Source organism: Bacillus sp. SIMBA_026, from assembly GCF_046535335.1.
Taxonomy (GTDB): domain Bacteria; phylum Bacillota; class Bacilli; order Bacillales; family Bacillaceae; genus Bacillus; species Bacillus velezensis.
The window spans coordinates 1-27000 of sequence record NZ_JAWRWX010000004.1; the positions used below are offsets into that span (position 1 = coordinate 1).

General features: G+C 50.5%; 18 protein-coding genes and 1 pseudogene. 5 read left to right on the plus strand and 14 right to left on the minus strand.

Annotated elements, in window-relative coordinates; translation table 11 throughout:
* From SB847_RS18305 to SB847_RS18330, 6 genes and pseudogenes are all read right to left on the minus strand, one after another.
* Positions 1-815, minus strand: a pseudogene (locus tag SB847_RS18305) (exosporium glycoprotein BclB-related protein); the annotation flags it as partial.
* Between the two features lie 181 nt (positions 816-996).
* Complete coding sequence (locus SB847_RS18310) at positions 997-7560, minus strand: NTTRR-F1 domain (protein ID WP_410578290.1); 6564 nt, start codon at positions 7558-7560, stop codon at positions 997-999.
* A 114-nt stretch (positions 7561-7674) separates the two neighbouring features.
* On the minus strand, positions 7675-8382 hold the full coding sequence (locus tag SB847_RS18315; protein ID WP_406529536.1) for a hypothetical protein: 708 nt from the start codon (positions 8380-8382) through the stop codon (positions 7675-7677).
* A 106-nt stretch (positions 8383-8488) separates the two neighbouring features.
* Entirely contained in the window at positions 8489-9925 is a 1437-nt protein-coding gene (locus SB847_RS18320; protein ID WP_007408966.1) for an anion permease, read from the minus strand.
* A gap of 124 nt (positions 9926-10049) precedes the next feature.
* Positions 10050-11315 (minus strand): pectate lyase, encoded by a 1266-nt coding sequence (locus SB847_RS18325; RefSeq protein WP_280144931.1) that lies wholly within the window; start codon positions 11313-11315, stop codon positions 10050-10052.
* A gap of 163 nt (positions 11316-11478) precedes the next feature.
* Positions 11479-11826: a YflT domain-containing protein gene (locus tag SB847_RS18330; protein WP_003155650.1), complete on the minus strand. Its 348-nt coding sequence runs from the start codon at positions 11824-11826 to the stop codon at positions 11479-11481.
* A 191-nt stretch (positions 11827-12017) separates the two neighbouring features.
* On the opposite strand from SB847_RS18330, the gene SB847_RS18335 reads away from it, so the two are divergent.
* Positions 12018-12368 (plus strand): DUF3212 family protein, encoded by a 351-nt coding sequence (locus SB847_RS18335; protein WP_007610002.1) that lies wholly within the window; start codon positions 12018-12020, stop codon positions 12366-12368.
* A gap of 128 nt (positions 12369-12496) precedes the next feature.
* Positions 12497-13516 (plus strand): NADP-dependent oxidoreductase, encoded by a 1020-nt coding sequence (locus tag SB847_RS18340; RefSeq protein WP_410564875.1) that lies wholly within the window; start codon positions 12497-12499, stop codon positions 13514-13516.
* A 53-nt stretch (positions 13517-13569) separates the two neighbouring features.
* On the opposite strand, the gene SB847_RS18345 is transcribed toward SB847_RS18340, so the two are convergent.
* Together SB847_RS18345 and SB847_RS18350 are read right to left on the minus strand one after the other, a co-directional pair.
* Positions 13570-14016, minus strand: coding sequence for a GNAT family N-acetyltransferase (locus SB847_RS18345; RefSeq protein ID WP_410564878.1), 447 nt, complete (start codon positions 14014-14016; stop codon positions 13570-13572).
* 71 nt (positions 14017-14087) lie between these two features.
* Positions 14088-15218 (minus strand): DEAD/DEAH box helicase, encoded by a 1131-nt coding sequence (locus tag SB847_RS18350; RefSeq protein WP_032872449.1) that lies wholly within the window; start codon positions 15216-15218, stop codon positions 14088-14090.
* Between the two features lie 171 nt (positions 15219-15389).
* Here SB847_RS18350 and SB847_RS18355 point away from each other — a divergent pair, with 171 nt between their 5' ends.
* The gene (locus tag SB847_RS18355) at positions 15390-16946 is read left to right on the plus strand and encodes an ABC-F family ATP-binding cassette domain-containing protein (protein ID WP_012117051.1); all 1557 of its coding nucleotides are present in this window, start codon (positions 15390-15392) and stop codon (positions 16944-16946) included.
* A gap of 43 nt (positions 16947-16989) precedes the next feature.
* On the opposite strand, the gene SB847_RS18360 is transcribed toward SB847_RS18355, so the two are convergent.
* From SB847_RS18360 to SB847_RS18370, 3 genes are all read right to left on the minus strand, one after another.
* A complete protein-coding gene (locus SB847_RS18360; protein ID WP_032872451.1) occupies positions 16990-18174 on the minus strand; it encodes an MFS transporter in 1185 nt (394 codons plus the stop codon).
* A 63-nt stretch (positions 18175-18237) separates the two neighbouring features.
* A complete protein-coding gene (locus SB847_RS18365) occupies positions 18238-18660 on the minus strand; it encodes a MerR family transcriptional regulator (RefSeq protein ID WP_130571735.1) in 423 nt (140 codons plus the stop codon).
* Positions 18661-18849: 189 nt separating this feature from the next.
* The gene (locus SB847_RS18370) at positions 18850-20739 is read right to left on the minus strand and encodes an ABC-F family ATP-binding cassette domain-containing protein (protein ID WP_410578292.1); all 1890 of its coding nucleotides are present in this window, start codon (positions 20737-20739) and stop codon (positions 18850-18852) included.
* Positions 20740-20897: 158 nt separating this feature from the next.
* On the opposite strand from SB847_RS18370, the gene SB847_RS18375 reads away from it, so the two are divergent.
* Positions 20898-21965, plus strand: a complete 1068-nt coding sequence (locus tag SB847_RS18375; RefSeq protein ID WP_007609987.1) for a glycosyltransferase — start codon at positions 20898-20900, stop codon at positions 21963-21965.
* A gap of 47 nt (positions 21966-22012) precedes the next feature.
* On the opposite strand, the gene SB847_RS18380 is transcribed toward SB847_RS18375, so the two are convergent.
* From SB847_RS18380 to yfmT, 3 genes are all read right to left on the minus strand, one after another.
* Entirely contained in the window at positions 22013-22912 is a 900-nt protein-coding gene (locus tag SB847_RS18380; RefSeq protein ID WP_007408956.1) for an SDR family oxidoreductase, read from the minus strand.
* Between the two features lie 128 nt (positions 22913-23040).
* Entirely contained in the window at positions 23041-23895 is an 855-nt protein-coding gene (locus SB847_RS18385) for a methyl-accepting chemotaxis protein (protein WP_007609984.1), read from the minus strand.
* Positions 23896-23910: 15 nt separating this feature from the next.
* Positions 23911-25368, minus strand: a complete 1458-nt coding sequence (gene yfmT / locus SB847_RS18390) for a benzaldehyde dehydrogenase (protein ID WP_038457244.1) — start codon at positions 25366-25368, stop codon at positions 23911-23913.
* A 244-nt stretch (positions 25369-25612) separates the two neighbouring features.
* On the opposite strand from yfmT, the gene bcaP reads away from it, so the two are divergent.
* Positions 25613-26998 carry a branched-chain amino acid transporter BcaP gene (gene bcaP / locus SB847_RS18395; RefSeq protein WP_044802030.1) on the plus strand — a complete coding sequence of 462 codons (1386 nt, stop codon included), beginning with the start codon at positions 25613-25615 and terminating at the stop codon, positions 26996-26998.
* Positions 26999-27000 lie beyond the last annotated feature (2 nt).

A 27000-nucleotide genomic window follows, 5' to 3' on the forward strand; every position in this document is an offset into this window, starting at 1 on the left:
ATTCCGGTGGCACCTGTTACTCCAGTAGCGCCGGGATCTCCGGTGGCTCCAGTCGTGCCCGTTATTCCAGTCACTCCGGTTACTCCCGTTACCCCGGTTGCTCCGGTTACTCCAGTAACGCCGGTGATTCCGGTTGTTCCCGTTTCCCCAGTTGCACCTGTTACTCCGATCGCTCCGGTTACTCCAGTAGCTCCCGTTATTCCGGTGGCACCTGTTACTCCAGTAGCGCCGGGATCTCCGGTGGCTCCAGTCGTGCCCGTTATTCCAGTCACTCCCGTTACCCCGGTGGCACCGGTTATTCCAGTCGCGCCGGTTGCTCCGGTCGAGCCTGTTACTCCCGTTGCTCCCGTTACTCCCGTGGCGCCGGTTGCTCCGGTCGAGCCTGTTACTCCCGTTGCTCCCGTTACTCCCGTGGCGCCGGTTGCTCCAGTAGCGCCGGGATCTCCAGTGACGCCGGTTACCCCAGTCGCTCCGGTATTCCCAGTCGAGCCCGTAGCTCCGGTGAATCCCGTTGCTCCGGTAAACCCCGTTGCTCCAGTGAATCCCGTTGCTCCAGTCAGCCCCGTTGCTCCGGTGCACCCCGTTGCTCCGGTGAAGCCTCTTACATGAAAATGATTTGGATGACAGCATGGACACCATCTTTCATGACAGCAAGAGTTTTCGCAACAGAATCCATCACAGCAATGTGCCCGATTTTGATAACTGCGCCTTTGATTTCTTCTTTTATGTTGAAAATGACAGCAACAATCATTGCAATTCCGGCAGTCGTAATCCCAAGAGTCGTAACTGTTATACCAAGTATCTCCTTTTCTCATTACACCACCTCTATTTGCATAATATTTCCACAAAGGAAAAAGGTGTGGCAAAACTCCACTTCTATTGGGCAAATTTTCGAATGGTCTTTAAGGCTGCATCATGCACAGCTTTTACAGAAAAAAGACCTAACTGTGGATAAGTCAGGTCTTTCATCTTTAAAATATCAGTCTGCTGTTATCATTAGGTTGTCGGGAAACGAATGCTGTTAAAATCGATATTGAGAGCTGTCGCCGTTGTTATATTATTCGCAGTTGTAAAAATAACTCTCAGCTGGTACGTATTTGTGCCTGCGGTCGGCGCTGTATCCACTGTTGTATCAGCAATCGAGAAACTATCCGTAGCTGCGGTAGTATTAGTTCGCGACAGAGTTCTTGTATGAATTTGCACTGCTCCCCTATATAATCTCACCTCAAAAACAAAGTTTGAATTGGCTGCAGATGTTAACGCGACACTGAGGGCATAATCAAGCTTTACATTCTGCAAAGCATTAACTGGGATTGCCAACGTAGCAACAGGAATTTCTGTATTTAACGGCGGATAAACAGTGAGCGGCCCGTTGGTTCTTGTGAAGAGCAAAGCCGGTGTACTGCCTGTGGCGCCGGTTGGGCCTGTCGATCCGGTTGAGCCTGTTGGCCCTGTTACTCCGGTTGCACCCGTTGCTCCGGTTACTCCAGTTACTCCTGTTGATCCTGTTGCTCCTGTTACACCAGTTGGACCAGTTGCTCCGGTTGAACCTGTTACTCCTGTTGATCCAGTTATTCCTGTTGATCCAGTTACTCCTGTTGATCCAGTTATTCCTGTTGATCCAGTTATTCCTGTTGATCCAGTTACTCCTGTTGATCCAGTTATTCCTGTTGATCCCGTTACTCCGGTTGCGCCGGTTGTTCCAGTTACACCAGTTGGGCCTGTTACTCCAGTCGCCCCTGTTGCACCAGTCAAGCCGGTTGTTCCAGTTACGCCGGTTTCTCCTGTTGCACCTGTTGCTCCTGTTGGGCCTGTCGCGCCTGTTTCGCCGGTTCCACCTGTTGCTCCGGTTGGGCCTGTCGATCCCGTTGGACCAGTCTCCCCAGTTGACCCGGTTGACCCCGTTGCCCCAGTTACTCCAGTTGCACCGTTTTCTCCTGTTGTGCCAGTTGCTCCAGTTGAGCCTGTGACCCCGATCGGGCCAGTAACTCCTGTTACTCCGGTGGCTCCCGTTGATCCTGTTGAACCAGTTGGGCCTGTCGATCCCGTTGCACCGGTTTCTCCGGTTGAACCAGTTACACCAGTTGGGCCTGTTACTCCAGTTGGGCCTGTTACTCCAGTCGCCCCTGTTGCACCGGTTTCTCCCGTTGTTCCTGTTGCCCCAGTTACACCGGTCGCTCCGGTTTCTCCTGTCGCACCGGTTACTCCGGTTGGACCCGTGATTCCAGTTGAGCCTGTTATTCCTGTTGCTCCGGTTATACCAGTTGGACCCGTTACTCCGGTTGGGCCTGTTGAGCCTGTCGATCCCGTTGAACCAGTTGACCCTGTTGATCCTGTTGGACCCGTTACTCCCGTTTCTCCGGTTGATCCTGTTGCCCCAGTTTCTCCTGTCGATCCTGTTGCTCCGGTTGTTCCTGTAATTCCGGTTGGACCGGTTACACCAGTTGGACCGGTTACTCCGGTTAAACCGATTGTGCCTGTCGATCCCGTTGCACCCGTTGAGCCAGTTATTCCCGTTGCGCCGGTTGAACCAGTTACACCAGTTGAACCCGTGACCCCAGTCGGGCCAGTTACTCCTGTTGCCCCTGTTACTCCGGTTTCTCCGGTTGCTCCTGTTGCACCGGTTTCTCCAGTTAATCCCGTCGTACCAGTTGAGCCGGTTGCTCCAGTTGGACCAGTTACACCAGTTGGACCGGTTACACCAGTCGAGCCGGTTGAGCCAGTGGTTCCGGTTTCTCCTGTTGCGCCGGTTGGGCCTGTCGAGCCTGTTGATCCGGTTGGACCGGTCTCTCCCGTTGGGCCGATTTCTCCAGTAGCTCCGGTATCCCCAGTCGAGCCAGTTACTCCCGTTGCGCCAGTAACTCCAGTTGCACCGGTTGCTCCTGTTACTCCGGTTGAGCCCGTTACACCAGTTGGACCAGTTTCTCCAGTTATACCCGTTGCTCCAGTCACACCCGTTGAACCGGTTGGGCCTGTTATTCCGGTTACACCAGTTGCGCCTGTTGATCCGGTTGAGCCCGTTATTCCGGTCGCTCCCGTTGGTCCGATTTCTCCAGTTACACCGGTTGCGCCGGTTTCTCCTGTTTCTCCGGTTGAGCCAGTTGAGCCGGTTGGGCCGGTTTCTCCAGTAGCTCCAGTATCCCCGGTCGAGCCAGTTTCTCCAGTTGAACCTGTCACTCCTGTTGATCCTGTTGGACCCGTTGCCCCTGTTATTCCGGTTGAGCCTGTTGATCCGGTTGGACCGGTCTCTCCCGTTGGGCCGATTTCTCCAGTTACACCCGTTGCCCCTGTTGGGCCGGTTTGTCCAGTCGCCCCGGATGCACCCGTCGCCCCGGTTTCTCCGGTTGAACCAGTTGGGCCTGTTGCACCAGTTGCACCTGTTGATCCCGTTGCACCAGTTGAGCCGGTTGATCCAGTTACTCCGGTTGAACCCGTTGCTCCTGTTATCCCCGTTGCTCCAGTCGGTCCTGTTGCTCCTGTTACTCCCGTTGCACCGGTTTCTCCTGTTGCTCCTGTTGGGCCAGTTTCTCCGGTTGCGCCAGTAACTCCTGTTGGCCCTGTTGAGCCAGTCGCGCCTGTTACCCCCGTTACTCCGGTTGCGCCGGTTGATCCAGTTGCTCCAGTTGCACCGGTTATTCCGGTTGATCCTGTTACTCCGGTTGAGCCGGTTGGGCCTGTTGGACCCGTGATTCCGGTTGGGCCAGTTTCTCCCGTTGAACCTGTTACTCCAGTTGAGCCGGTTTCTCCGGTCGAACCTGTTACACCTGTTGGCCCTGTTGCTCCGGTTAGGCCCGTTTCTCCAGTTGCACCGGTTACACCAGTCGAACCGGTTGAACCTGTTACTCCTGTTGCGCCAGTCGCTCCTGTTATCCCCGTTGACCCAGTCACTCCCGTTACACCGGTTGGGCCGGTTGCTCCTGTTGAGCCAGTTGGGCCTGTTGCACCAGTCGAGCCGGTTGTTCCTGTTATTCCTGTTGGGCCGGTTTCTCCCGTTACCCCAGTTACTCCGGTCGCTCCAGTTACTCCCGTCGCCCCGGTTACACCAGTCGAGCCGGTTGGGCCTGTCGAGCCAGTTTCTCCGGTTGCTCCAGTTACTCCCGTTGCACCGGTTTCTCCCGTTGCACCTGTTACTCCTGTTGAGCCCGTGGTTCCGGTTTCTCCGGTTGGGCCTGTCGAGCCTGTTGCCCCAGTCACTCCTGTATCCCCGGTTGAGCCTGTTATTCCGGTCGGCCCCGTTGAGCCTGTTATTCCTGTTGCTCCTGTTATCCCCGTTGCCCCAGTCACTCCAGTCGCTCCGGTTATTCCTGTCGACCCGGTTTCTCCGGTTGAACCAGTTACACCAGTTGGGCCTGTTACTCCAGTCGCTCCGGTCGACCCTGTTGATCCTGTTAAGCCCGTTACTCCGGTTGAGCCAGTTGAACCGGTTTCTCCTGTCGATCCAGTTATTCCAGTTGGACCGATTTCTCCAGTTACACCTGTTGCCCCGGTTGACCCAGTTCCTCCTGTTGGGCCGATTGCACCTGTTGCTCCGGTTGATCCGGTTACACCTGTTGGACCAGTCTCCCCAGTTGAACCGGTTGACCCCGTTTCTCCAGTTGTTCCAGTTGCTCCAGTTATTCCAGTGGCGCCCGTTGCGCCGGTTGTTCCTGTTGACCCGGTTGTTCCTGTTGACCCGGTTGCTCCTGTTGGGCCGGTTGAGCCCGTGGTTCCGGTTATTCCTGTTGCTCCTGTTATCCCCGTTGCTCCGGTTATTCCTATTGACCCAGTTACACCGGTCGCTCCGGTTTCTCCTGTTGCTCCGGTTGCACCGGTTGATCCAGTTACACCTGTTGCTCCTGTTGCTCCAGTCACTCCCGTTGCTCCGGTTATTCCTGTCGACCCGGTTTCTCCGGTTGGACCCGTTACTCCCGTTGCGCCAGTTTCTCCTGTTGCTCCGGTTGGGCCTGTTGAGCCGGTTGAGCCAGTTACTCCGGTTGATCCAGTTTCTCCTGTCGATCCCGTTGCTCCTGTTGCACCGGTTATTCCGGTTGAGCCTGTTGAGCCGGTTGGACCGGTCGCTCCCGTTGGGCCGATTTCTCCAGTAGCTCCGGTATCCCCAGTCGAGCCAGTTACTCCAGTTGCACCGGTTGAGCCAGTTACACCTGTTGCACCAGTCACTCCAGTTGCACCGGTTTCACCTGTTGAGCCAGTAATCCCTGTTGAACCAGTTACACCAGTTGAGCCCGTTGCCCCTGTTACTCCAGTTGGACCAGTCACTCCGGCTGAGCCAGTTGCGCCGGTTGAGCCAGTTGAACCGGTCGCTCCTGTTTCTCCCGTTGGGCCGGTTTCTCCTGTTACACCCGTTACCCCAGTCGCTCCTGTCGATCCCATTGCACCCGTTGAGCCGGTGGCTCCTGTTAGACCAGTTACACCGGTCGCCCCGGTTTCTCCCGCTGGGCCGATTTCTCCAGTTACCCCCGTTACTCCGGTTAAACCGGTTGGGCCTGTTATTCCTGTTGACCCGATTTCTCCAGTTGGACCAGTTACACCACTCGCCCCAGTTGGGCCAGTCACACCAGTTATTCCCGTTGCTCCGGATGCACCCGTTGGACCCGTTTCTCCCGTTGAGCCAGTTGCTCCTGTTTCTCCTGTTGGACCAGTCTCCCCAGTTGACCCGGTTGACCCGGTTGACCCCGTTTCTCCTGTCGATCCGGTTGGGCCTGTTACTCCAGTTGATCCGGTTACACCAGTCGGGCCGGTAACTCCTGTTATTCCGGTTGAACCGGTTACACCCGTTGGACCCGTTACTCCGGTTGGGCCGATCTCTCCCGTGGGCCCGGTAACTCCTGCCGAGCCAGTTGGGCCGGTTGATCCTGTTACTCCAGTTGATCCCGTTACACCAGTCGGGCCAGTAACTCCTGTTATTCCGATTGGACCCGTTACACCAGTTGGACCCGTTACTCCGGTTAAACCGATTGTGCCTGTTACTCCTGTTGCACCCGTTGGGCCTGTCGCTCCTGTTACCCCAGTTGTCCCCGTTACACCAGTTGCTCCTGTTATTCCAGTTGAACCAGTCACTCCCGATGAACCGGTTACTCCGGTTGCACCAGTTACCCCAGTCGCTCCTGTTACTCCCGTTGGACCGGTCGAGCCGGTTGGGCCGGTTGCTCCAGTTGAACCGGCCGCTCCGGTTGATCCTGTTACTCCCGTTGGGCCGGTTTCTCCGGTTGCACCTGTTGCTCCAGTTGAGCCCGTGACCCCAGTTGGGCCTGTTGCTCCTGTTGACCCAGTCAATCCCGTTGCACCGGTTTCTCCGGTTGAGCCTGTTGAGCCGGTTGAGCCTGTTGCGCCGGTTGGACCTGTTGCTCCTGCTAGCCCTGTTGAGCCGGTCGTTCCCGTTGCTCCCGTTGCTCCGGTAATCCCAGTTGAGCCTGGCGATCCAGTTGGACCGATCTCTCCCGTGGGTCCAGTTGAGCCTGCTGCACCAGTAACTCCAGTTGAACCTGTCGACCCGGTTGGACCTGTTATTCCGGTTGTGCCGGTTGGGCCAGTTGATCCCGTGGGTCCTGTTACTCCGGTTGAGCCGGTTATCCCCGTCGCCCCGGTTGCTCCTGTCGCTCCCGTGACCCCAATCGGGCCAGTCACACCAATTTCTCCGGTCAATCCGGTTGGACCTGTTGCTCCTGTTGACCCAGTCACTCCAGTTGCTCCGGTTACCCCTGTTGAGCCAGTATTCCCGGATGCACCCTTTGAGCCGGTTTCTCCTGTTGAACCAGTTGGGCCTATTGGACCGGTCGAGCCTGTTGGCCCGATTTCTCCAGTTGAACCAGTTCCTCCTGTTGGCCCGGTTGCACCCGTTGGACCTGTGGCGCCAGTTGAACCGATTGCTCCTGTTGCTCCGGTGGCTCCCGTTATTCCGGTTACCCCAGTCGTTCCTGTTGCCCCGGTTGTACCTGTTGCGCCAGTTGGGCCTGTAACCCCGGGTGCACCCGTTGACCCCGTCGCTCCTCTTGCCCCGGTTGAACCAGTTGATCCCATTACACCAGTTACTCCGGTCACTCCTCTTGGTCCGGTTACTCCTGTGGGGCCCGGCACTCCTGTGGGACCTGTAATTCCTGTTACGCCAGGTTCACCCCCGGTTTGCGCCAATGAAACATCGTCTATTAAAACCGTACCGGTAGAAACTTTACTTAATACAATGACGGCAGAGGCCGCGCCAGAAGGCACACTGCTTGTTTTATAGATTTCAGACCATGTGTGGAAGAGCACGTTCGGCAAATTTCCGGGTGTAATATTTTCTTGAATGGAACTGATTTGTTCACCTGCTGCGCTGACATAGATGATCTGGAGAGTTACTTGGGGACTTGGCTCATTTCCGAGCGTTGCGAGTGATACGAATAGAGTCACTGACTTGGCTGAAATTGGAACAATTTGACTGAGGTAAGCATATGGCTGAGCTCCAATAAATTGCGCAGAATATCTCCCTGAATGTGCAAACAAACTGTTAATCTGGGTATTTGCCGAACTCCACCCCGCTAATGTGCCGGTTTCAAAGCTTCCGTTTATAATCGGATTATTCATTCAATCTTTTTCCCTCTCCTTCCCGTTGTTGACCGTCTTACTTATTAAGACAGCATATTAATACGGGCTGTGTTTTGACAACCTAAATAAAAAAGGTGATTTCTTTTCATCACCTTAATCCGATCCTTGAATGGGGAATCCCGTCGCAATGAGGGAGCGGTTTGCCGCTGCGACTTGTGTTACGTAATTCGAAGAAAGGACGGATAAATAGAGCTGGTACGCGGCTGTTTCATCAGCCTTCATTTCGTCGATGTACGTAAAAGGAATTCCTATGATTTGTCCGCCTGAAGAAAAGAGGTTCCGCTCTTGTCTCTGTGTTTGTATCGATACGCCATTTCTTTGCAGATCGACAGCTAAGACCAATGAGAAATGAGACGCGAGCGGATCTAATTCCACATTTACTTGTATGACGGCATCCGTTTTCACAAATTGATCTGTCGGCGCGGCTATCACTGCGCTTAACACGTTTATCGGTGTTCCTTCTAACGGAATCATCATCTGGTCTGCTGTATTTTGAAAAGCTACCGCAGGAACCGCTCCCGGCGGACCCTCAGGCCCCGGTGGACCCGGTGGACCGGGCGGCCCCGCCTCCCCTTGCGGACCGCGGGCGCCGGCGGGTCCTCTTTTGCCTTCGGGACCTCGCAGCCCGGGTACGCACAAGGCAGATCGGTTTTCATCTGAAGACGGAAACCGTTTTTCCGTCCCTGTTTCCGGTCTTTCAAGTTCACATGGTAATTGTTCATACCGGCGTTTCATATGTCTGCTCATATATTTGTAAGGTTTCTGTTTCAATATCATGTATTGATTACGGCCGCTGCTCATATTATCACCCCGGCCATATTCTATTCGCACTGGAGTCATCATGTGCAGGCCCTTCCCCTTCCTTACAGAAATAAAAAAAAGGCAGACCTGAGTCTGCCTTTTTCTTCTACCATAATCCTAATACTTTCCACCATAATCCGCCGATCACAAGCCATGTCACAATATGGACGATTGACAGGATAAAGCCGATGGACCACCATTTGCTTTGCGAGATATAGCCCGCTCCGAAAAAGACCGGAGCCGCTCCTGAGCCGTAATGCGTCGTCGAACCGAAAAGGTTGCTGAAAAACGCCAAGCTGAGCGCCGCCAACAGAGGCGGAGCGCCTGCCGCCACGATGACGGCGAGAAATGCCGCATACATGGCGCTGATATGCGCGGTTGCGCTCGCAAAGAAGTAATGCGTGTAATAATACACGACAATCAGAATCATAAATGCCACAATCCACGAAAAACCGGAAACAGAAGATTTCATCATATTGCTGAACCAAGACACCATACCGAGCTCATTCAGGAAATTCGCCAGCATCACAAGCGCCGCGAACCAAGTCAGCGTATCCCATGCACCTTGTTCCTTTTTGATGTCCTCCCATGTTAATACCTGTGACAAAAGCAAAACGGATAATCCGATCAGGGCCGTCGTCGTTGCGTCAATATTTAAGCTTCCTCCGAAAATCCACAGCGCAAGCACCAATAAAAAGACGATGACCATGGAGAGTTCGGATTTTTTAAACGGACCCATTTCTTTCAATTTTTCCGTTGCGATTTTAGCCGCATCCGGTGTTTCTTTAATTTCCGGCGGATACAGCTTATAAATGACGAGCGGCGTAATGATTAAGCTCGCCAATCCCGGTACAATGGCCGCGATTGCCCAGCTTGTCCATGTGATGTCCACCCCTGCGACATCGTGGGCCAGCTTGGCGATCAGCGGGTTCGCCGCCATTGCCGTCAAAAACATCGCAGACGTAATCAAGTTTCCTTGAAAACCGGTTTTTAATAAGAAAGCGCCGATTTTCCGCTCTGTTCCGTCTGCCGGCGTTGATCCGAAAGTTTCGGATAATGATCTGATAATAGGAAAAATAATGCCGCCCGCCCGTGCCGTGTTGCTCGGAATGGCAGGTGATAAAATTAAATCACTGAAAAGCAGTGAATAAGAAAGGCCGAGTGTTTTCTTCCCGAACCGTTGTACGAATACGTAAGAAATCCTGGCGCCGAGCCCAGTTTTGATAAATCCCCGGGAAATAAAAAAGGCGATGACAATCAGCCAGATTGTCTTGTTTCCAAATCCGCTTAACGTATTTTCAATAGATAGCGTTCCCGTTAACGCGGTGACTGCCAATGCAAAAATTGCAATTGCGCCCATTGGCAAGGGCTTGGAGATAAAGCCGATAATTGTTGCGACAAAAATAGCGAACAAATGCCATGCTTTAGGTTCAAGTCCGGACGGCGCGGGAATAAACCAAATGATTAATCCCACAGCAACAGTAATAAGCAAAGGAATGATTTTTACTGCCTGCTGTTTTTTTGCGTCTTTTTCTGAAGCCATTACAGGTCTCCTCCTATTTTGTTGTCTTCCATCCCCTATCCCATTTTACTACTTAACTAAGTTAATAAACGTTTTTGTTAATTAAAAAACACAAAGGAATATTTTCCTTTGTGCTTCTTGTTTATTATTTTAATATGCCCGACCCGGCTTTAGATATAACATCTGATTTTACATTTGATGATGAGCCGATGGAACCGTGCAATGACGGTGTCCAGCCGACGGACTGACTTAATCCGTTGGCGGCTGACGAGTTAATGGAGGAGCCGTTTAAAAGAGTGCCGTCTTCATGAAGCGCTTTTCCGCCGCTGAAGACGCTGATGACTTTATCAGCAGCCAGTCCCGGCACTTCAAAAACATTATTCTGGGCATATATTTTCGACGCGTGACCCGCGCCCCACGCATAGCTGAACGGGTATGCGGCGCTTTTCGAGCCTGCGTAAAAATTATTATAAATATGAACCTGCCCGTACCGGACCCGCGGCGCGCGCTGGACGATGTTCTGGTAATAGTTATGGTGAAGGGTCACCTTCAGTTTTCCCTCATCCGACGTCTTGCTGTCGCTGTTTCCGATGACGGAGCCTTTGTCATGGTCATGATATTTATTATAGGACAATGTAATATAATTCGCCCCGTTGGCTATATCCGTCTGGCCGTCATGGTGCTGATATTTTCTCCCGTAATAGTAGGGAAAACCGCTGTCGGGATTCGATCCGTCATTAAAGGTGCAATGATCGATCCAGATGTGCGTCGCGCCGTTAATGGTGATATTGTCATATTCCGAGTTCCAGTTGCCGCTGCTGCCGTCCGTCGGGTCCCATTGCGGAAAATAGTCGTAAGCGTCTTGAAATTCAATGTTGCGGATGATGACATTGTCGACGCCGTTCTTTATATTAAAACTTCCGCCTGTCACTTTGGCATTTGAACCCGAGCCGATGATCGTCGTATTTGAAGGAATGTCAATCACGACCCGTGCCTTCTGGTTTTTTTGCGATCGCTGTCTGGCGTCTTCCTGGGTGCCTGACGGCGCTTTTTTCCCCCATTTGTCCGGGTCGTACGCCTTCAGATAAGCATTGAGATCATATGCCGGATCTTTATAATCATTAAAGCCGAGTGTTTTATTGCGGTCGTCCGTATTCATATTGATTGTGCCTTGTATGTAAATAATCTTCGGCGTGCTGTTGGCGCTTCCCCCTAATGCGGAAACGAGCTGCTGTCTGTTTGATACGGTGTATACATTCGATGAAGAGGCTTTCGCGCCGCCGGTTGTCCCGCCGGAAGCGGCTCCCCAGCCGTCATTTGTTCCTAACGTCTGCCGCCCCAGATCAGCGGCATAGACGTCCGCAGGGATCATACATAAACAAACCGCCAGCATAAATAACATTTTTTTCATGAATTGTGCTCCTCCTGATTCTTTGTTCCAATTTATTACAATCGAATTGTATCAAATCAGTTGAGAAACAGCACCGAAAATGTACAGAATGTGCCTTTCGGTTTTATTGCGGAAACCGCAAAAAAATCCCAAGGGACCGAAAACCCCTTGGGATCTGTTCAGCTTACGCCCATGACTTTACTTTTTCATTATCCGTGACAAACAGAAGAACTTTTCCTTCATCTAAGCGCTTTTCAAATTGTGACGCTTCCTCTTCTGAAAAGCCGATTTCGTGAATTTTGTTGCGGAGCTCGTCGCCTTTTTTATTAAACATATTGCCGACCGCGTGTTTAATGCCCGTTTCTTTCGCTCCGATGGTATTGACATCAGTATTATCGGCCAGGCGATCCGTTCTGTCGTCATCATGTGAAAGCACATATACGTCCTCTTTTGCAACACCCAGCTGCTGAAGCTCTTTTACGTCCTGCATCAGTTTTTGATCATTTGTATATTCTCTTACTACCGGTTTCATTGATAAGTCCTCCCTTTTGTTTTTGTATATTTGATGTTTACCCGCTCAACCAAGGATCAAACAAAAGAAAGAGAGTTCCGTGAAAAAACGGGCAGGTTGTCGGTGGATATTTTCTTGCGGGACATGTTACAGTAGAGGAAGCTACATTTATCAGAAAAATAAAAATCTTCATGAGCCGATTAAGCAGGGAGGTGGTTCCTATTCATTACTTTTCACCGGAACAGCGATTTAACGCTTGGGTTGTCAGTGATTTAGTGAAGCAGGTATTCCGCCGGCATACCCGCTGCCCGGATGGAATAAAAGAGCTTACGGCCTTTGCTGAAGATACTTTTCATATTAATATCGATTTCGTTTTCTCTATCATTATCAATATCGGTGATATCGAATCCGTTCTGCCGAAAGAAATTGAAAATAGGCTGGGTTCTTATCTGACCGCGCTTCAGCCCGTTGTTACCGCTGACATGCTTCATTCTTCAAAAACGAATGCCTATGAATATTTGGAACATGAGAAAAACACCGATGTGTACCGGTTATTCTATTAAATATGCATATAAGGAAAGAAGGGCCCTGAGCCCTTCTTTTTTTATGACCGCTGACGGTTTGATTTTGTAATCGGGAAATGGTTCGTGTTACATTTGGAACAACCACTTATCTTGAAGGAGGATTCAGTATGCCGAATAATCAGCAGCAAATTCAATTGGCAAGACGCCCCAAAGGCGTTCCCGCCCATGACGATTTCCGCTTTGAAACGATTGCCGTTCCCGAACCGAAAGACGGCGAAGTGCTTGTGAAAACGAGTTATGTGTCCGTTGATCCGTACATGCGCGGACGGATGCAGGATACAAAATCATATGTAGAGCCGTTCGCTTTAGATGAAGCCATAACAGGCGGAGTGATTGCCGAGGTTCTGACAGACGGCGATAAGCTGAAAAAAGGAGATGTTGTGATCGGAAATCTCGCATGGCAGGAATATTCAGCCGTCAATGAGTCCGCCCTCCGCAAGTTGGATACGGATATCGCACCCGCCCAGGCGTATCTCGGCATTTTAGGGATGACCGGACTGACCGCTTACTTCGGGCTGCTCGATATCGGCCGTCCGAAAAAAGGCGAAACCGTCGTCGTTTCAGGCGCGGCGGGCGCCGTCGGCTCAACAGTCGGACAGATTGCCAAAATCAAAGGCGCGCGGGTTGTCGGCATCGCCGGATCTGATGAAAAAATCGCGTATTTGAAAGAGGAGCTTCAATTTGATGAAGCCATTAATTACAAAACGGCGGATGATATTCAAAAAGCGTTGGAACAGGCATGTCCTGACGGCATCGATGTCTATTTTGACAATGTCGGCGGACCGATTTCAGATGCGGTGATAAACCTGCTGAATGAATTTGCCCGCATTCCGGTATGCGGAGCGATCTCATCGTACAATACCGAAAGTGAAGAACAAGACATGGGTCCCCGCGTCCAGCCGAAGCTGATCAAAACAAAAGCGCTGATGCAGGGATTCATCGTCAGTGATTATGCTGACCGCTTTTCCGAAGGTGCGAAACAATTGGCCGAATGGCTTAAGGACGGAAAGCTTCATTATGAAGAAACGATTACGGAAGGATTCAACAATATTCCTGACGCGTTCCTCGGCCTGTTTAAAGGAGAAAACAAAGGCAAACAGATCATCAAAGTCAGTGATCTAAGTTAACATGATGATGAAAAAAAGGAGGGCTTTGTCCCCTCCTTTTCTGCTTTTTCGCATCAGCCGCGAAGAATCAAAGTAAGAAAGCCGTCTTCATCAGGCTCCGTATCTTCCAAAGTGAATCCCGCTGCTTGAAAGCAGGCTAAACTGATTTGATTGTCTTTTTCGATGCTTGCCGCCCATTCCCGCACGCTGGTAAACCCAGGATCAGTCAGCAGTTTTTGCAAGATCTGTTTTCCGTACCCTTGAAGCTGGTACAAAGGATTGACGATTAATCCGATATACGCCCGCTCCTCCACAAACTCTATAGAGACCATGCCTGCCGGAAGCTGCCCGTCATATGCCATAAGGACAGTATCGTCTTCATCTTTACTCAATCGTGCATACCACGCGTCTAATGGCAGCATCGCATCCATTCTCCGTCTGATGTTATCGTTCTTAAACCAGTGTTCAAGGATTTTCAGCTCACGCACCTTCAATATTTGAAATCTGTCTATTGAAACCATCTTCCCGCCCCCGCCTGAACCTTTTCTATTATTTTACAATAAAAAAAGAAGGGCTACCCGCCCTCCGTTTCTTATTTCTCAGATAGTTTTCCGCCTGAATAAACGGCCTCTTTCAGCTCAATTCCGAGTGATTTGGCCATTTTTTTCAGTTTGGATTCTTCCATCGGCGTGACAAGGCTGAGTACGGTTCCTTCTTTACCGGCCCGCCCCGTCCGGCCGGATCTGTGGATATAACCGTCTTCATTCGGTATGTCCGCGTGAATGACGTACGGAAGATCATCGATATCGAGTCCGCGCGCCGCAATGTCAGTCGCCAGAAGCAACGGAAATTCTCCCCGTTCAAACGCTGATAATATCTTTGCCCGCTCCATTTTTTTCGCTTCTCCGTGCAGGATGCCGAGGTCCACGTGATGATAGGCAAGTTTTTCCGCATAGACGCTTAAATTTCCGATATCTCTGACGAACACGAGCGCCTGCATGCCGTTCAGCCGTGACAGCTTTTGCAATAGCTTTACTTTATCCCGCTGATCGCAGACGAGATATTGATGTGTGACGCGCGCTTTTTCCGCCGTATTCCGCTCCACTTTCAAAACGGCCGGTTCGTGCGCGATAGTATTCAGCACCTGTTCTGTTTCCGGCTGCAGCGTAGCGGAAAAGCTTAAAAGCTGTCGGTCTTTCAGCGTCGTTTTAATGATTTTTTTCATCGTTTCGCGGTGTTCCTTTGTCACGAGCTGATCCGCTTCATCAAGAACGATCGTCTTGACTTCATGCATTTTCAGCTTTTTCGCCTGAATCAATTCGAGCACCCTGCCCGGTGTGCCCGCAATGATATGCGGTTTATTTTTGAGCTTCTCCACCTGCTTTTTCACGTTTGCCCCGCCGATCAAAGACAAAGCGCGAAGATCGGAGCCTTTTTTCCAATCCTGAATCACTTGAAAAATCTGCATCACAAGCTCGCGGGACGGCGCTAAAATGATCACTTGCGGATGTTTCTGTTCCGGGTTGATCCGCTCCAGAACCGGAAGCGTGTACGCCAATGTTTTTCCCGTTCCCGTCGGGGATTCGGCAATGACGTCTTTCCCTTCCATAATCACCTGAGCGGCTTTTTCCTGAATGACGGTCGGCTCCTGAAAACCTGAGGCCTCCCAGTTTTCGGCGATAAATGGTTGTGTATGCTGTAAAAATGGCCATGTTTGGGTCATGTCGTTCTCCTCAATTCTTAAAATCTACTCCATAGTATCTCAAATGCACGCGCCAAACGCAATTTTCTTTTTCCTTCCAAGCCTTTTAACAAACGGTCTCCTCCTTTATAATCATAAATGAGAAAGACACATGATAAAAAAAGCGTGTCTGATAACGATAGAGGTGTAATGATGAGTATTTTATCCGTAAAAGATTTAAGCCACGGCTTCGGTGATCGTGCGCTTTTTAACAATGTATCGTTCCGTCTTTTAAAAGGGGAACACGTCGGCTTAATCGGAGCAAACGGCGAAGGTAAATCAACGTTTATGAATATTATTACCGGAAAGCTTGAGCCTGATGAAGGTAAGGTTGAATGGGCGAAAAACGTGCGTGTCGGCTACCTCGATCAGCATACCGTACTTGAAAAAGGAAAAACGATCCGCGACGTGCTGAAGGATGCGTTCCATTACTTATTTGCAATGGAAGAGGAAATGAATGAGATTTACAACAAAATGGGCGAAGCAGACCCTGATGAGCTTGAGCAGCTGCTTGAAGATGTCGGTGTCATTCAAGACGCCCTGACAAACAATGATTTCTACGTGATTGACAGCAAAGTTGAAGAAATCGCCCGCGGCCTCGGCCTGCAGGATGTCGGACTTGACCGCGACGTCACAGATTTAAGCGGCGGACAGCGGACGAAAGTGCTGCTCGCCAAACTGCTTTTGGAAAAACCGGAAATCCTTCTGTTGGACGAACCGACCAACTACCTTGATGAACAGCATATTGAATGGCTGAAACGCTATTTACAGGAATATGAAAATGCGTTCATCTTAATTTCTCACGACATTCCGTTTTTAAACAGCGTGATCAATTTGATTTATCATGTGGAAAATCAGGAGCTGACGCGTTATGTCGGCGACTACCATCAGTTTATGGAAGTATACGAAGTGAAAAAACAGCAGCTCGAAGCCGCCTATAAAAAACAGCAGCAGGAAGTGGCTGAGCTGAAAGATTTCGTCGCCCGCAACAAAGCGCGCGTCAGCACGAGAAATATGGCGATGTCCCGCCAGAAAAAGCTTGATAAGATGGATATGATCGAACTGGCGGCCGAAAAACCGAAACCGGAATTCCATTTCAAGCCTGCGAGAACGTCAGGCAAGCTCATTTTTGAAACGAAGGACTTAGTCATCGGCTACGATACTCCGCTGTCACGCCCGCTCAATCTCAGAATGGAGCGCGGACAGAAAGTCGCCCTGTACGGCGCAAACGGCATCGGGAAAACGACGCTGTTAAAAAGCCTGCTCGGTGAAATCCAGCCGCTGGAAGGCACGGTGGAACGGGGCGAGCATCAATACACGGGCTATTTCGAGCAGGAAGTGAAAGAAACCAATAACAATACGTGCATCGAAGAAGTGTGGAGCGAATTTCCTTCCTTTACCCAGTACGAAATCCGCGCCGCCCTCGCCAAATGCGGCCTGACGACCAAACACATTGAAAGCCGCGTCTCCGTTCTCAGCGGAGGAGAAAAAGCGAAGGTCAGATTGTGCAAGCTGATCAATTCAGAAACAAACCTGCTCGTGCTTGACGAACCGACAAACCACCTGGATGTCGATGCGAAAGAAGAGCTGAAACGCGCGCTGAAAGAATACAAAGGCTCCATTCTGCTGATTTCCCACGAACCCGAGTTCTACATGGATATCGCGACGGAAACATGGAATTGTGAATCTTGGACGACGAAAGTGCTGTAAACACAAAAAGGAACTCCCGCCTGTGCGGAAGTTCCTTTTTTTCTTAATGTCCGGCTTTTATTCCGGCGAGATGTTTGCGTCCCATGAGAAGGACAAGCATGCCGACAAAAACGACGATCCCGCCTACTGTATATGGAGTGCTTGCGGTGAAGTGTTCTGACAGCATTCCCGCAATCCACGGAGCGAGCGCACCCCCGATAAAACGGACTGAGCTGTAGGCTGAAGACGCGATTGAACGTTCAACCGGCGCAGAACCCATCACAGCGGTTGTCATGATCGTATTCACCATACCGAGAACAGCACCGGCGACAACGATACACGTAATGATCAACGTCTGATGGTCAGTCCAGATCCCCATGACGATGAGAATGACCGCAAAGGCGATAAAGAGAACGACGAGCGAACGCACTGTTCCCAGCGCTTTGTGCAAGAGCGGCGCCGTAAAGACTGACGTAATTGCCAGCAATAACCCCCAGCCGAAGAAGACGTATCCAAGGCCGTGTTCATCTAAATCCAGCACGAACGGAGAATAAGCAAGCAAAATAAAAAATCCAAAGTTGTATAAGAATGCAGATACTGCCATTGTCAAAAGACCTTTATATTTGAGCGCCTTCATCGCATCAAACACACCGACGCGTTTCGCCGGTTTCGGCAGCTTCGGCAGCATGAGTGAAATCGCGCAAAGCGCTATGAACATGAGGACAGACACACCGAAGAACGGAGCGCGCCATGAAATGCTGCCAAGCTCTCCGCCGGCAAGCGGCCCGACGGAAATCCCCAAGCCGAGCGCGGCCTCATACAGAATAATGGCTTTGGCGCTGCCGCCGACAGATACCCCGACAATGACGGCAAGCGCGGTTGAAATAAAGAGAGCATTCCCAAGCCCCCAGCCGCCGCGATAGCCGACAAGCTGAGCGATTGAACTTGAGCTTCCGCCAAGGGCGGCAAACACGATGATAAAAATAAGTCCGAGAAGCAGCGTCCATTTTGCGCCGATCCGGCTTGAAATCGCGCCGGAGAAAAACATCATAAAACCGGTAACGAGCAAATAACTTGTAAATAACAGAGATACTTCACTAGGTGAAGCATGTAATTGTGCGGCGATCGCCGGAAGAATCGGATCGACAAGACCGATTCCCATAAAGGAAATAACACAGGCAAACGCAACCGCCCAAACGGCTTTCGGCTGGCTGAATAAGCCTGTTTTCTGTTGTGATGATGTATCCATTTGACCAGACCTCCTGTTTCATCCATTAAAAGAAACGCTATCTTCATAGCGTTTACAGCAAAATCATTCGATTGATTGAATGGCGCGTTCAGCTTTTTCTTTCATTCCGTTAAGGCGCGTTTTAAAATGCTGAAATGTGCTGATCTTCTCATCAATCATCTCAAGCTGGTGGTTCAAAGTGTGCTGAATCTCTTCCAGCTTTTCTTTCCGTTCCTTCGGATCCAGTGACAACAAGTACCCCTCTTTGTTTAATTCCAGCTGACGGCTCATCTCCATAAACTGCTGAAGCTCCTGAAGGGAAAAACCGAGCACTTCTTTTGTGCTGGTTACTTTTTCGAGCTCCTCCATATCATCTTCAGAGTAAAGCCGGACGCCGCCTTCTGTCCGTTTAGGAGCAGGAATCAAACCAATCTCCTCGTAAAAACGAATGGTTCGTTTTGTCAATCCGCTTCGCTTGGCAACTTGATCAATCTTCATCCATTCCAAGGTGAATCCCCCTCTTGTCGTATCTGTTTCTATTATACACCATTTGAACCTTAACGTAAACGTAAACTTTTTATGCCTGATAAACTTGGTTTGGACAAAACGTTTGTCTTTAAAGCGCCGGGAAACATCTGTGCAAGATAAAAAAGCCGGTATGACCCGCCATCTTCTCGGGGGCCGTACCGGCTTTTCTTAATTCTCAAGTTCTTCAATCATCAGTGACAATTCGGTCCAGCGCTCCATCGCCGCTTCAAGCTCTTCAGCCGTTTTTGCCTGTTCGGCCATCAGTTCTTGAATCTTTCCGAAATCACTTCCCGCTTCAGCGATTTCCGCTTCCAGACGCTGATGCTTTTCTTCAAGGCCGGCGATTTTGTCTTCGATGCCGTCCCATTCGATCTGATCCTTATATGAAAGCTTTTTGCGCTTTTTCTTCGGCTCTTCTTCCGCCTTTTTCTCTTCGGCCGGCTGTTTTACCGCCGTCTTCTTCGCTTTTGCATGTTCCATGTATTCACTGTACGAACCCTGGAAACGGGAAATGACACCTTGTCCTTCAAATACGATCAGGCGGTCAATGACGCGGTCAAGGAAATAGCGGTCATGGGATACGGTGATGACGACACCTGGGAACTGTTCGATATAATCTTCGAGCACGCTTAATGTTTCCGTGTCCAGATCATTGGTCGGCTCATCTAAAAACAGCACATTCGGTTCCTGCATCAGTACATTCAGCAAGTACAGACGGCGCTTTTCCCCGCCCGACAGCTTTCTGATATACGTCTGCTGCATCGGACGCGGGAACAGAAAACGCTCAAGCATTTGTTCCGCGGTGATGACATCGCCTTCCGCCGTTTTGACGATTTCAGCCGTCTCTTTTATATATTCAATGACTTTCATATCGCCGTTCATTTCGCTGTGGTCCTGGGTGTAGTAGCCGATCCGGACCGTCTGCCCGATGGTGATATTGCCGCTGTCAGGCTGAATTCTGCCGGCGAGGCTGTTTAAAAGTGTCGTTTTTCCGATTCCGTTCGGCCCGATGATGCCGATTCGTTCCCCCGGGATGACAAGCTCATTAAACTGGCTGATCAGCGCTTGGCCGTTATAGGTAATGGTGACGTTATCGGCTTCGATCACCTGTTTTCCGAGACGGTGTGAGCCGATCGCGAAATCGAGTGATCCGGAGACTGCCGGCCCTTTTTGCTCCTTGAGCGCCTCCGCTCTGTCCACTCTCGCTTTTTGTTTCGTCGAGCGCGCTTTCGCCCCTCTTCTGAGCCACGCCAATTCGCGGCGCAGGAGGTTTTGACGTTTTGTTTCTTTCTGCTCCGCCAGCGTTTCCCGTTCGGCCCGTTTTTCCAAGAATACTTCATAGTTTCCTTTATACGTATAAAGGCTGCCTCTCTCAAGCTCGTAAATTCTGTTCGTCACCCTGTTCAGAAAATATCTGTCGTGCGTGACAAGCATAACGGCGCCCGGGTATTGCGATAAGTAGCCTTCCAGCCATTCAATCGTTTCATTGTCCAAGTGGTTTGTCGGTTCATCCAAAATGAGCAGGTCAGCCGGCTGGATGACGTTTTTCGCAATCGCGACGCGCTTTCTCTGGCCGCCGGACAGCTCACTGACATCCTTCATCAGATCGGTGACGCCAAGTTTGGTTAAAACCGTTTTGGCTAACGTATTCGCCTCCCACGCATCATTCGCGTCCATTCGGGCCTGCGCATCAAGCAGCTGTTTCTGGCGCTGGTCATTTTCCGGTTCTTCATTCAGCGCCTGAAGCGCTTTTTCGTATTCTCTCATCGTTCTCATGACGGCTGATCCGCCGGAATAAATATGCTCAAGTACGGTTTGTCCGGCCGGAAGCTCAGGGTCCTGATGCAAAAACTCAATATGCACGCTTCCTGAAGCCGTAATCTCGCCTTCCTCCGTTGATTCAAGGCCGGCAATGGTTTTCAGAAGCGTAGACTTCCCCGTTCCGTTCGGGCCGATTAAACCGATTCTTTCATTCTCTTCAATATGAAAGGAGATATGGTCGAATAATGTCTTATCTCCGTATGTTTTATAAAGGTTTTCCGCTTTTATGATGCTCATGGTTCCTATCAATCCTCACGTAAGTTCATGTGTTCATTTTAAATCAGGCGCTGGAATAAAACTAGTAAAAGGACAGACAAATTTCTTGGAAGAGATCATTTTGTCCGAAGAATGTTTCCGCCTCTCCTTTTATACACTGGAGGGGAAGAGGTGATGACATGATCAGCGTCAGTTTGTGCGTTATCGTGAAAAATGAAGAGGAAGTGCTTGCGGGCTGTCTTGATTCCGTCAAAGACATTGCGGATGAGATTGTGATTGCTGATACGGGCTCGACCGACCGGACGAAAGAAATCGCGGCCCGTTATACGGATAAGATTTATGATTTTGAATGGATCGATCACTTTGCGGCCGCCCGTAATTTTGTGTTTTCGAAAGCGGAAATGGATTATATTCTGTGGCTGGACGCCGACGATATACTGACGGAAAAGGACCGTGAAAAGCTGATTGAACTGAAGGCGTCGCTTTCAAAAGAGGTGGACGCGGTATCCATGTATTATCACGTCGGCTTTGATGCTCGGGGAGAGGTCAGCTTCAGATACCGCCGCAACCGACTCGTCAAGCGTGAAAAAGGGTTCCGCTGGATCGGAGCCGTGCATGAGTATCTTGAAGTATACGGAAACATCATAGAAACCGATATTGCCGTCACACACCGGAAATCCGAGAAAAAGCACTCGCCTCCCTCAGACCGCAACTTGAAGATTTATGAGAAAATGGCGGAAAACAGTGAAACGATGACACCGCGCGATTTGTTTTACTTCGCGAATGAATTAAAGGATCACGGCCAGTATCAGCGCGCCATCACGTATTATCACCATTTTCTTTCCACAAAACAGTGCTGGATCGAAGACGAGATCAGAACGTGCCAATATCTATCCGATTGCTACAGGGCGGTCGGCCATGAAGAGGCCGCCATGACGTCTCTCTTAAAATCATTTCTGATCGATTGTCCGCGGCCGGAGTTCTGCTGCAGGCTCGGCGACTATTTTGCGGAGAAACGGCAATACCGGCAGGGCGTGTTTTGGTATGAGCTCGCCTTATCCGCCAAAAGCAGTGATGCAGGCTTTACCCAGCTCGAATATTCCACCTGGTATCCCCATCTGCAGCTCTGCGTCTGCCACTGGCAGCTCGGCGACAGAGAAAAAGCGAAGATTCATAACGACAAAGCCGCCTCCTATCATCCGTCACATCCGAGTGTCCTGTATAATCAAAACGTGCTCGGCACATAACATCAAAAAAAAGAGCTGCCCCCGTATGAAGGGCAGCTCCTTATTGATTACGCTGTCGGAATTCCTCCGCTTACACTGTAAATCTGGGATGTCACATAGCTCGATTCTTCTGAGGCCAAAAAGACATAAATCCCTGCAAGCTCCGCCGGCTGTCCGGCGCGCTTTAATGGAACGGCCGGTGTTTCCTTGCCGAATTTCGGAATGTTTTCACCGGGCTGTCCTCCCGAAATCTGCAGCGGCGTCCAGATCGGCCCCGGCGCTACCGAGTTGACTCTGATTCCTTTATTCGCCAGCTGCTTTCCTAAGCCGACGGTAAAACCGATAATGGCATGTTTCGTCGCGGCATAATCCAACAGCATCGGGCTTGGATTATACCCTTCTACGGACGTTGTCGTGATAATAGACGCGCCTTCCGGCAGATACGGAAGCGCGGCTTTGACGAGCCAATACAGCGAGAATACGTTGACTTCAAATGTTTGATAGATTTGTTCTGTGGCAAGATCGCTGATATCATCCACTGCCTGCTGTTTGCCGGCGACAAGAGCGAGCGTGTCAAGACCGCCAAGCTCTTGATACGCTTTTTCCGCCAATTCTCCGCAAAACGCTTCATCGCTTAAATCTCCCGGCAGCAGAACGGCTTTTCTTCCCTCTTTTTCAATTAACGCTTTCACTTCTTCAGCATCCGGCTGTTCCTCAGGCAGATAGTTAATCGCCACATCCGCCCCTTCCCGGGCATAAGCAATCGCGGCGGCCCGGCCGATACCTGAATCGCCGCCGGTGACGAGGGCTTTTCTTCCCTTCAGCTTGCCGGCTCCTTTATAGCTTGTTTCACCGCAATCCGGCACAGGCTTCATCTCTTTTTGCAAACCGGGCGGTTCTTGATATTGTTTTGGAAATTCATCATGATCATATTTCGTCAGCGGGTTGTGCAGATTTGCATCAGACATACAAGACTCTCCTTTATCATTGGTGATGTATTCGTATGTGTACCCCTGAGCATGATGGATCAAACGTGTAAGTGCAGTTTCCGATTGATAAAGGGAAAACAAAAAAGGAGCCCGTAAGCTCCCTTTTTTTATGACTCTCCGAGTACGTTTTCAGCCATTTTCGCTAAATGCTGGGCGCTTCCCGAAATTTCCTGCATCGTGGCAGAAATTTGTTCAACCGCCGCCGCTTGGCCGTTTGTGTTCTGGTTGATGGATTCAATAGAGTCCTCCAGCCCTTTCAGCAGGCTGTGGATTTTTTTCGTAATCTGGTCAATTTGGCCGACGTTGTCTTTTGAATGAGTGGCAAGCTTGCGGATCTCATCCGCCACCACGGAAAAGCCCTTGCCCGATTCTCCTGCTCTCGCGGCTTCAATGGCCGCATTCAAACCGAGCAGATTGCTTTGATCCGAGATGCCCTTGACAGTGACGGAAATGTCGGCGATTTCTCCCGCGCTTTCACTGACTTGTTTCGCCTGAGTGGAAATCCCGGTCATCTGTGCTGAGAAACCGCTGATGGATTCTGAGATATCCGCGATGGCCGAAGCGGTCTGTTCCACGACGGCGGACAGGCTCTCAGCGACATCGTGAAGCTTGGCTGATTTTTCAAGGCTTGTGCCGAGACCGACGCCGCCGATGACTTTTCCGTTTTCATCGTGAAGCGGAATCGCTCTGGCGATCAGCGGAAATCCGAACAGCTCTTTCGGCACCATGCTTGTCTTCTTCTGATTCATGCGGATCGCGTCTGTAATGATGTCCCCTTTTTGCAGCGGGTCTCCCGGCTTTACATTAAGAGAAAACGTTTTAGCCGGAATATTCACGATTAATTTTTCTGTATCATAAATTCCGATGGTGATGTCATCTTGGATCAGGCTGTTTAAAAAAGGCGCAACTTTGACAAAAGCGTCAAGCAGGCTGTGCGTTTGCTGCTCCGTCTGTATACTCATTTCTTTCACTCCTTCTTAATATGGGAATTGCCGTTTTTCATGCTGAACCGAAATCCATTTCAGCGTGGTGAATTCTTCAAGGCTCCATTCGCCGTTCAGCCTGCCGAGACCTGATTGTTTCTCGCCGCCGAACGCGACGTTCGGTTCATCATTAATGGTCGTATCGTTGACGTGAATCATGCCGGTTTCGATCCGCTTAGCAAACTCAACGCCGCGCTCAACGTTTGCCGTATGCACGGCTCCGCTTAAACCGAACGGTGTCGCGTTTGCGATGCTTACCGCTTCATCCTCCGTTTCAAACGGCATGATGCAGACGGCCGGTCCGAACAGCTCCTCCTTCGCGATGCTCATCTCAGGTTTCACATCTTTTAAAATGACGGGCTCAGCGACCGTTCCGCTGAATCGGCCGGACAGCACCGGAACCGCTCCCTCCTCTATCGCTTTTTCGACAGACCGTCTCAGACCTTCCGCCTGTCTCTCATTGATTAAAGGGCCGATAACCGTATCAGGGTCCATCGGATCGCCGACTTTCAGCGATGACACTTTCGCTTCGTAAAGCTCTGTAAATTTGTCATATACAGATGTGTGAACGAGCACGCGGTTCGCCGACATACAGATCTGGCCTTGATGCGTAAACCGGCTGAATACGGCCGCATTGACGGCGTATTCAAGATCAGCATCCTCAAGCACGATCAGCGCGCTGTTTCCGCCAAGCTCCAACAGCGGTTTTTTAAAGTGTTTGACCGCAAGCTGTCCGATATAGCTGCCCACTCCGGTTGAGCCTGTAAATGAGATAATCCGCGGCACGGGATGCTCAACAAAGCTGTCGCCGATCTCCCCGATATCCGTCACGATAACATTGAGCAGCCCGTCCGGTACGCCGGCCGCTTCAAAAATTTTCGCGATAAGCGTTCCGCCGCAGATCGGTGTTTCTTCATGAGGCTTCAGCACGACGCCGTTCCCCGCGCCGAGTGCCGGCGCAACAGATTTCATCGAAAGGAAAAACGGGAAATTAAACGGGCTGATCACCCCCACGACTCCGGCGGGTATTCTGTACAGTCTGTTTTCTTTTCCGTCAATCGTGGACGGGAGAATTTTTCCTTCCATCCGCACCGGAAATGTTGCGGCTTCTTTTATCATATTTTTGACAAGTCCGATTTCAAACTCAGCCTTCAGCCGTGTTCCGCCAAGCTCCTCCATGATTAAGTAAATAATCGCTTCTTCGTGCTCTTCAATGAAAGAAACGGCGTTTTCCAAAATGGCCCGCTTTTTAAAAGGGTTTACTTTGTCCCATTCTTGTTTCGCAAGAGCCGCGGCGCGATATGCCGCATCCACGTCATCAGACGTCGCTTTTTGGAATGAGGTGATGACTTTTTGAGTATAAGGATTTCTGTTTTCCAATACGTTCCGGCTGCTTCCATCCCTCCATCGACCGCCGATAAACTGCTTATTTAGTTCTTCATATTGAAACATGTAAACATCTCCCTTTCACCGAAACTTGAAATTAGTTGATGAGTCATCTTTTGTATCGGTCTTAAGGTGAGAAAATTGAACTATTTCACAATAAAATTCCCGTTCCTTCCGTGCATCGACGCTTTTTAGCTTTGTCCTTTTAAAGTGGAAAATTCTTTAATTGACTGCGAGAAATTTCGACAATATAATACAAACGTCAGTGTATATAATGATAAGAATATTATGAATTTTCAGGAGGACCCATATGTCTTTACTATTTCGGAAAAAGCCGCTGGCCGACTTAAAGGCCCAGAGCAAACAGACCAGCCTGTCCCGCTCGTTAAGCGCTTTTGACTTGGTTTTGCTCGGAATCGGCTGTGTTGTCGGCACGGGGATTTTTGTGATTACCGGGACCGTGGCCGCGACAGGCGCAGGACCGGCTTTGATTCTGTCGTTTGTGCTCGCGGGCCTTGCCTGCGCGCTCGCCGCGTTTTGTTATGCGGAATTTTCTTCATCCATTCCGATTTCAGGCAGCGTATATACGTATTCATATGTCACTCTCGGGGAGTGTCTCGCATTTTTAATCGGATGGGACTTAATGCTTGAATATGTCATCGCGCTCGCCGCCGTCGCAACCGGCTGGTCATCCTATTTCCAGTCGCTTCTTGCGGGCTTCGGGCTGCATCTTCCGGAGGCGCTGACCGCCGCACCCGGCAGCAAAACGGGTGCCGTGTTCAACCTTCCGGCCGTTATCATTATTTTGGTCATTACCGCGATTGTTTCAAGGGGCGTGAAAGAAAGCACTCGCTTTAACAATGTCATTGTATTGATGAAAATTGCGATCATTCTGCTGTTTATCATCGTCGGTTTCGGCTACGTGAAACCGGAAAACTGGTCGCCGTTTATGCCGTTCGGAATGAAAGGCGTCATCACGAGCGCCGCGACCGTTTTCTTCGCGTATCTCGGATTTGATGCCGTGTCAAACGCGTCGGAAGAAGTGAAAAACCCGCAGAAATCAATGCCGGTCGGAATCATCGGCGCGCTCGCCATCTGCACCATCCTTTATATTACGGTATCGCTCGTCCTGACGGGAATGCTTTCGTACACCAAGCTGAATGTCGGGGATCCGGTATCTTTCGCGCTCCAATTTGTCGGCCAGAACAAGATAGCAGGCATTATTTCCGTCGGCGCGATTATCGGGATTACAACGGTGATGCTCGCTCTGCTTTACGCTCAGGTGCGCCTTACATTTGCGATGAGCAGAGACGGCCTTTTGCCACGCATGTTTTCCAAGGTTCACCCGCGTTTTAAAACACCGTTTCAAAACACTTGGGTGACGGGGATCGTTGCCGCCGGGATCGCCGGTTTTATTGATCTGGGAACCTTGGCGCATCTCGTCAACATGGGTACCTTGGCGGCCTTTACGGTCATTGCGATCGCCGTCATCGTTTTAAGAAAGAAACATCCGGAGATCAAATCTTCCTTCCGTGTTCCTTTCGTGCCTGTTGTGCCGATCATCAGCGCATGCTTATGCGTGTATCTCGCAAGCAGCCTGCCGGGCGTGACATGGCTCGCCTTTGTCATCTGGATCGCCGCCGGGATCGTCGTTTATATGATGTATTCGAGAAAACACAGTTTGTTAAATAAATAAAA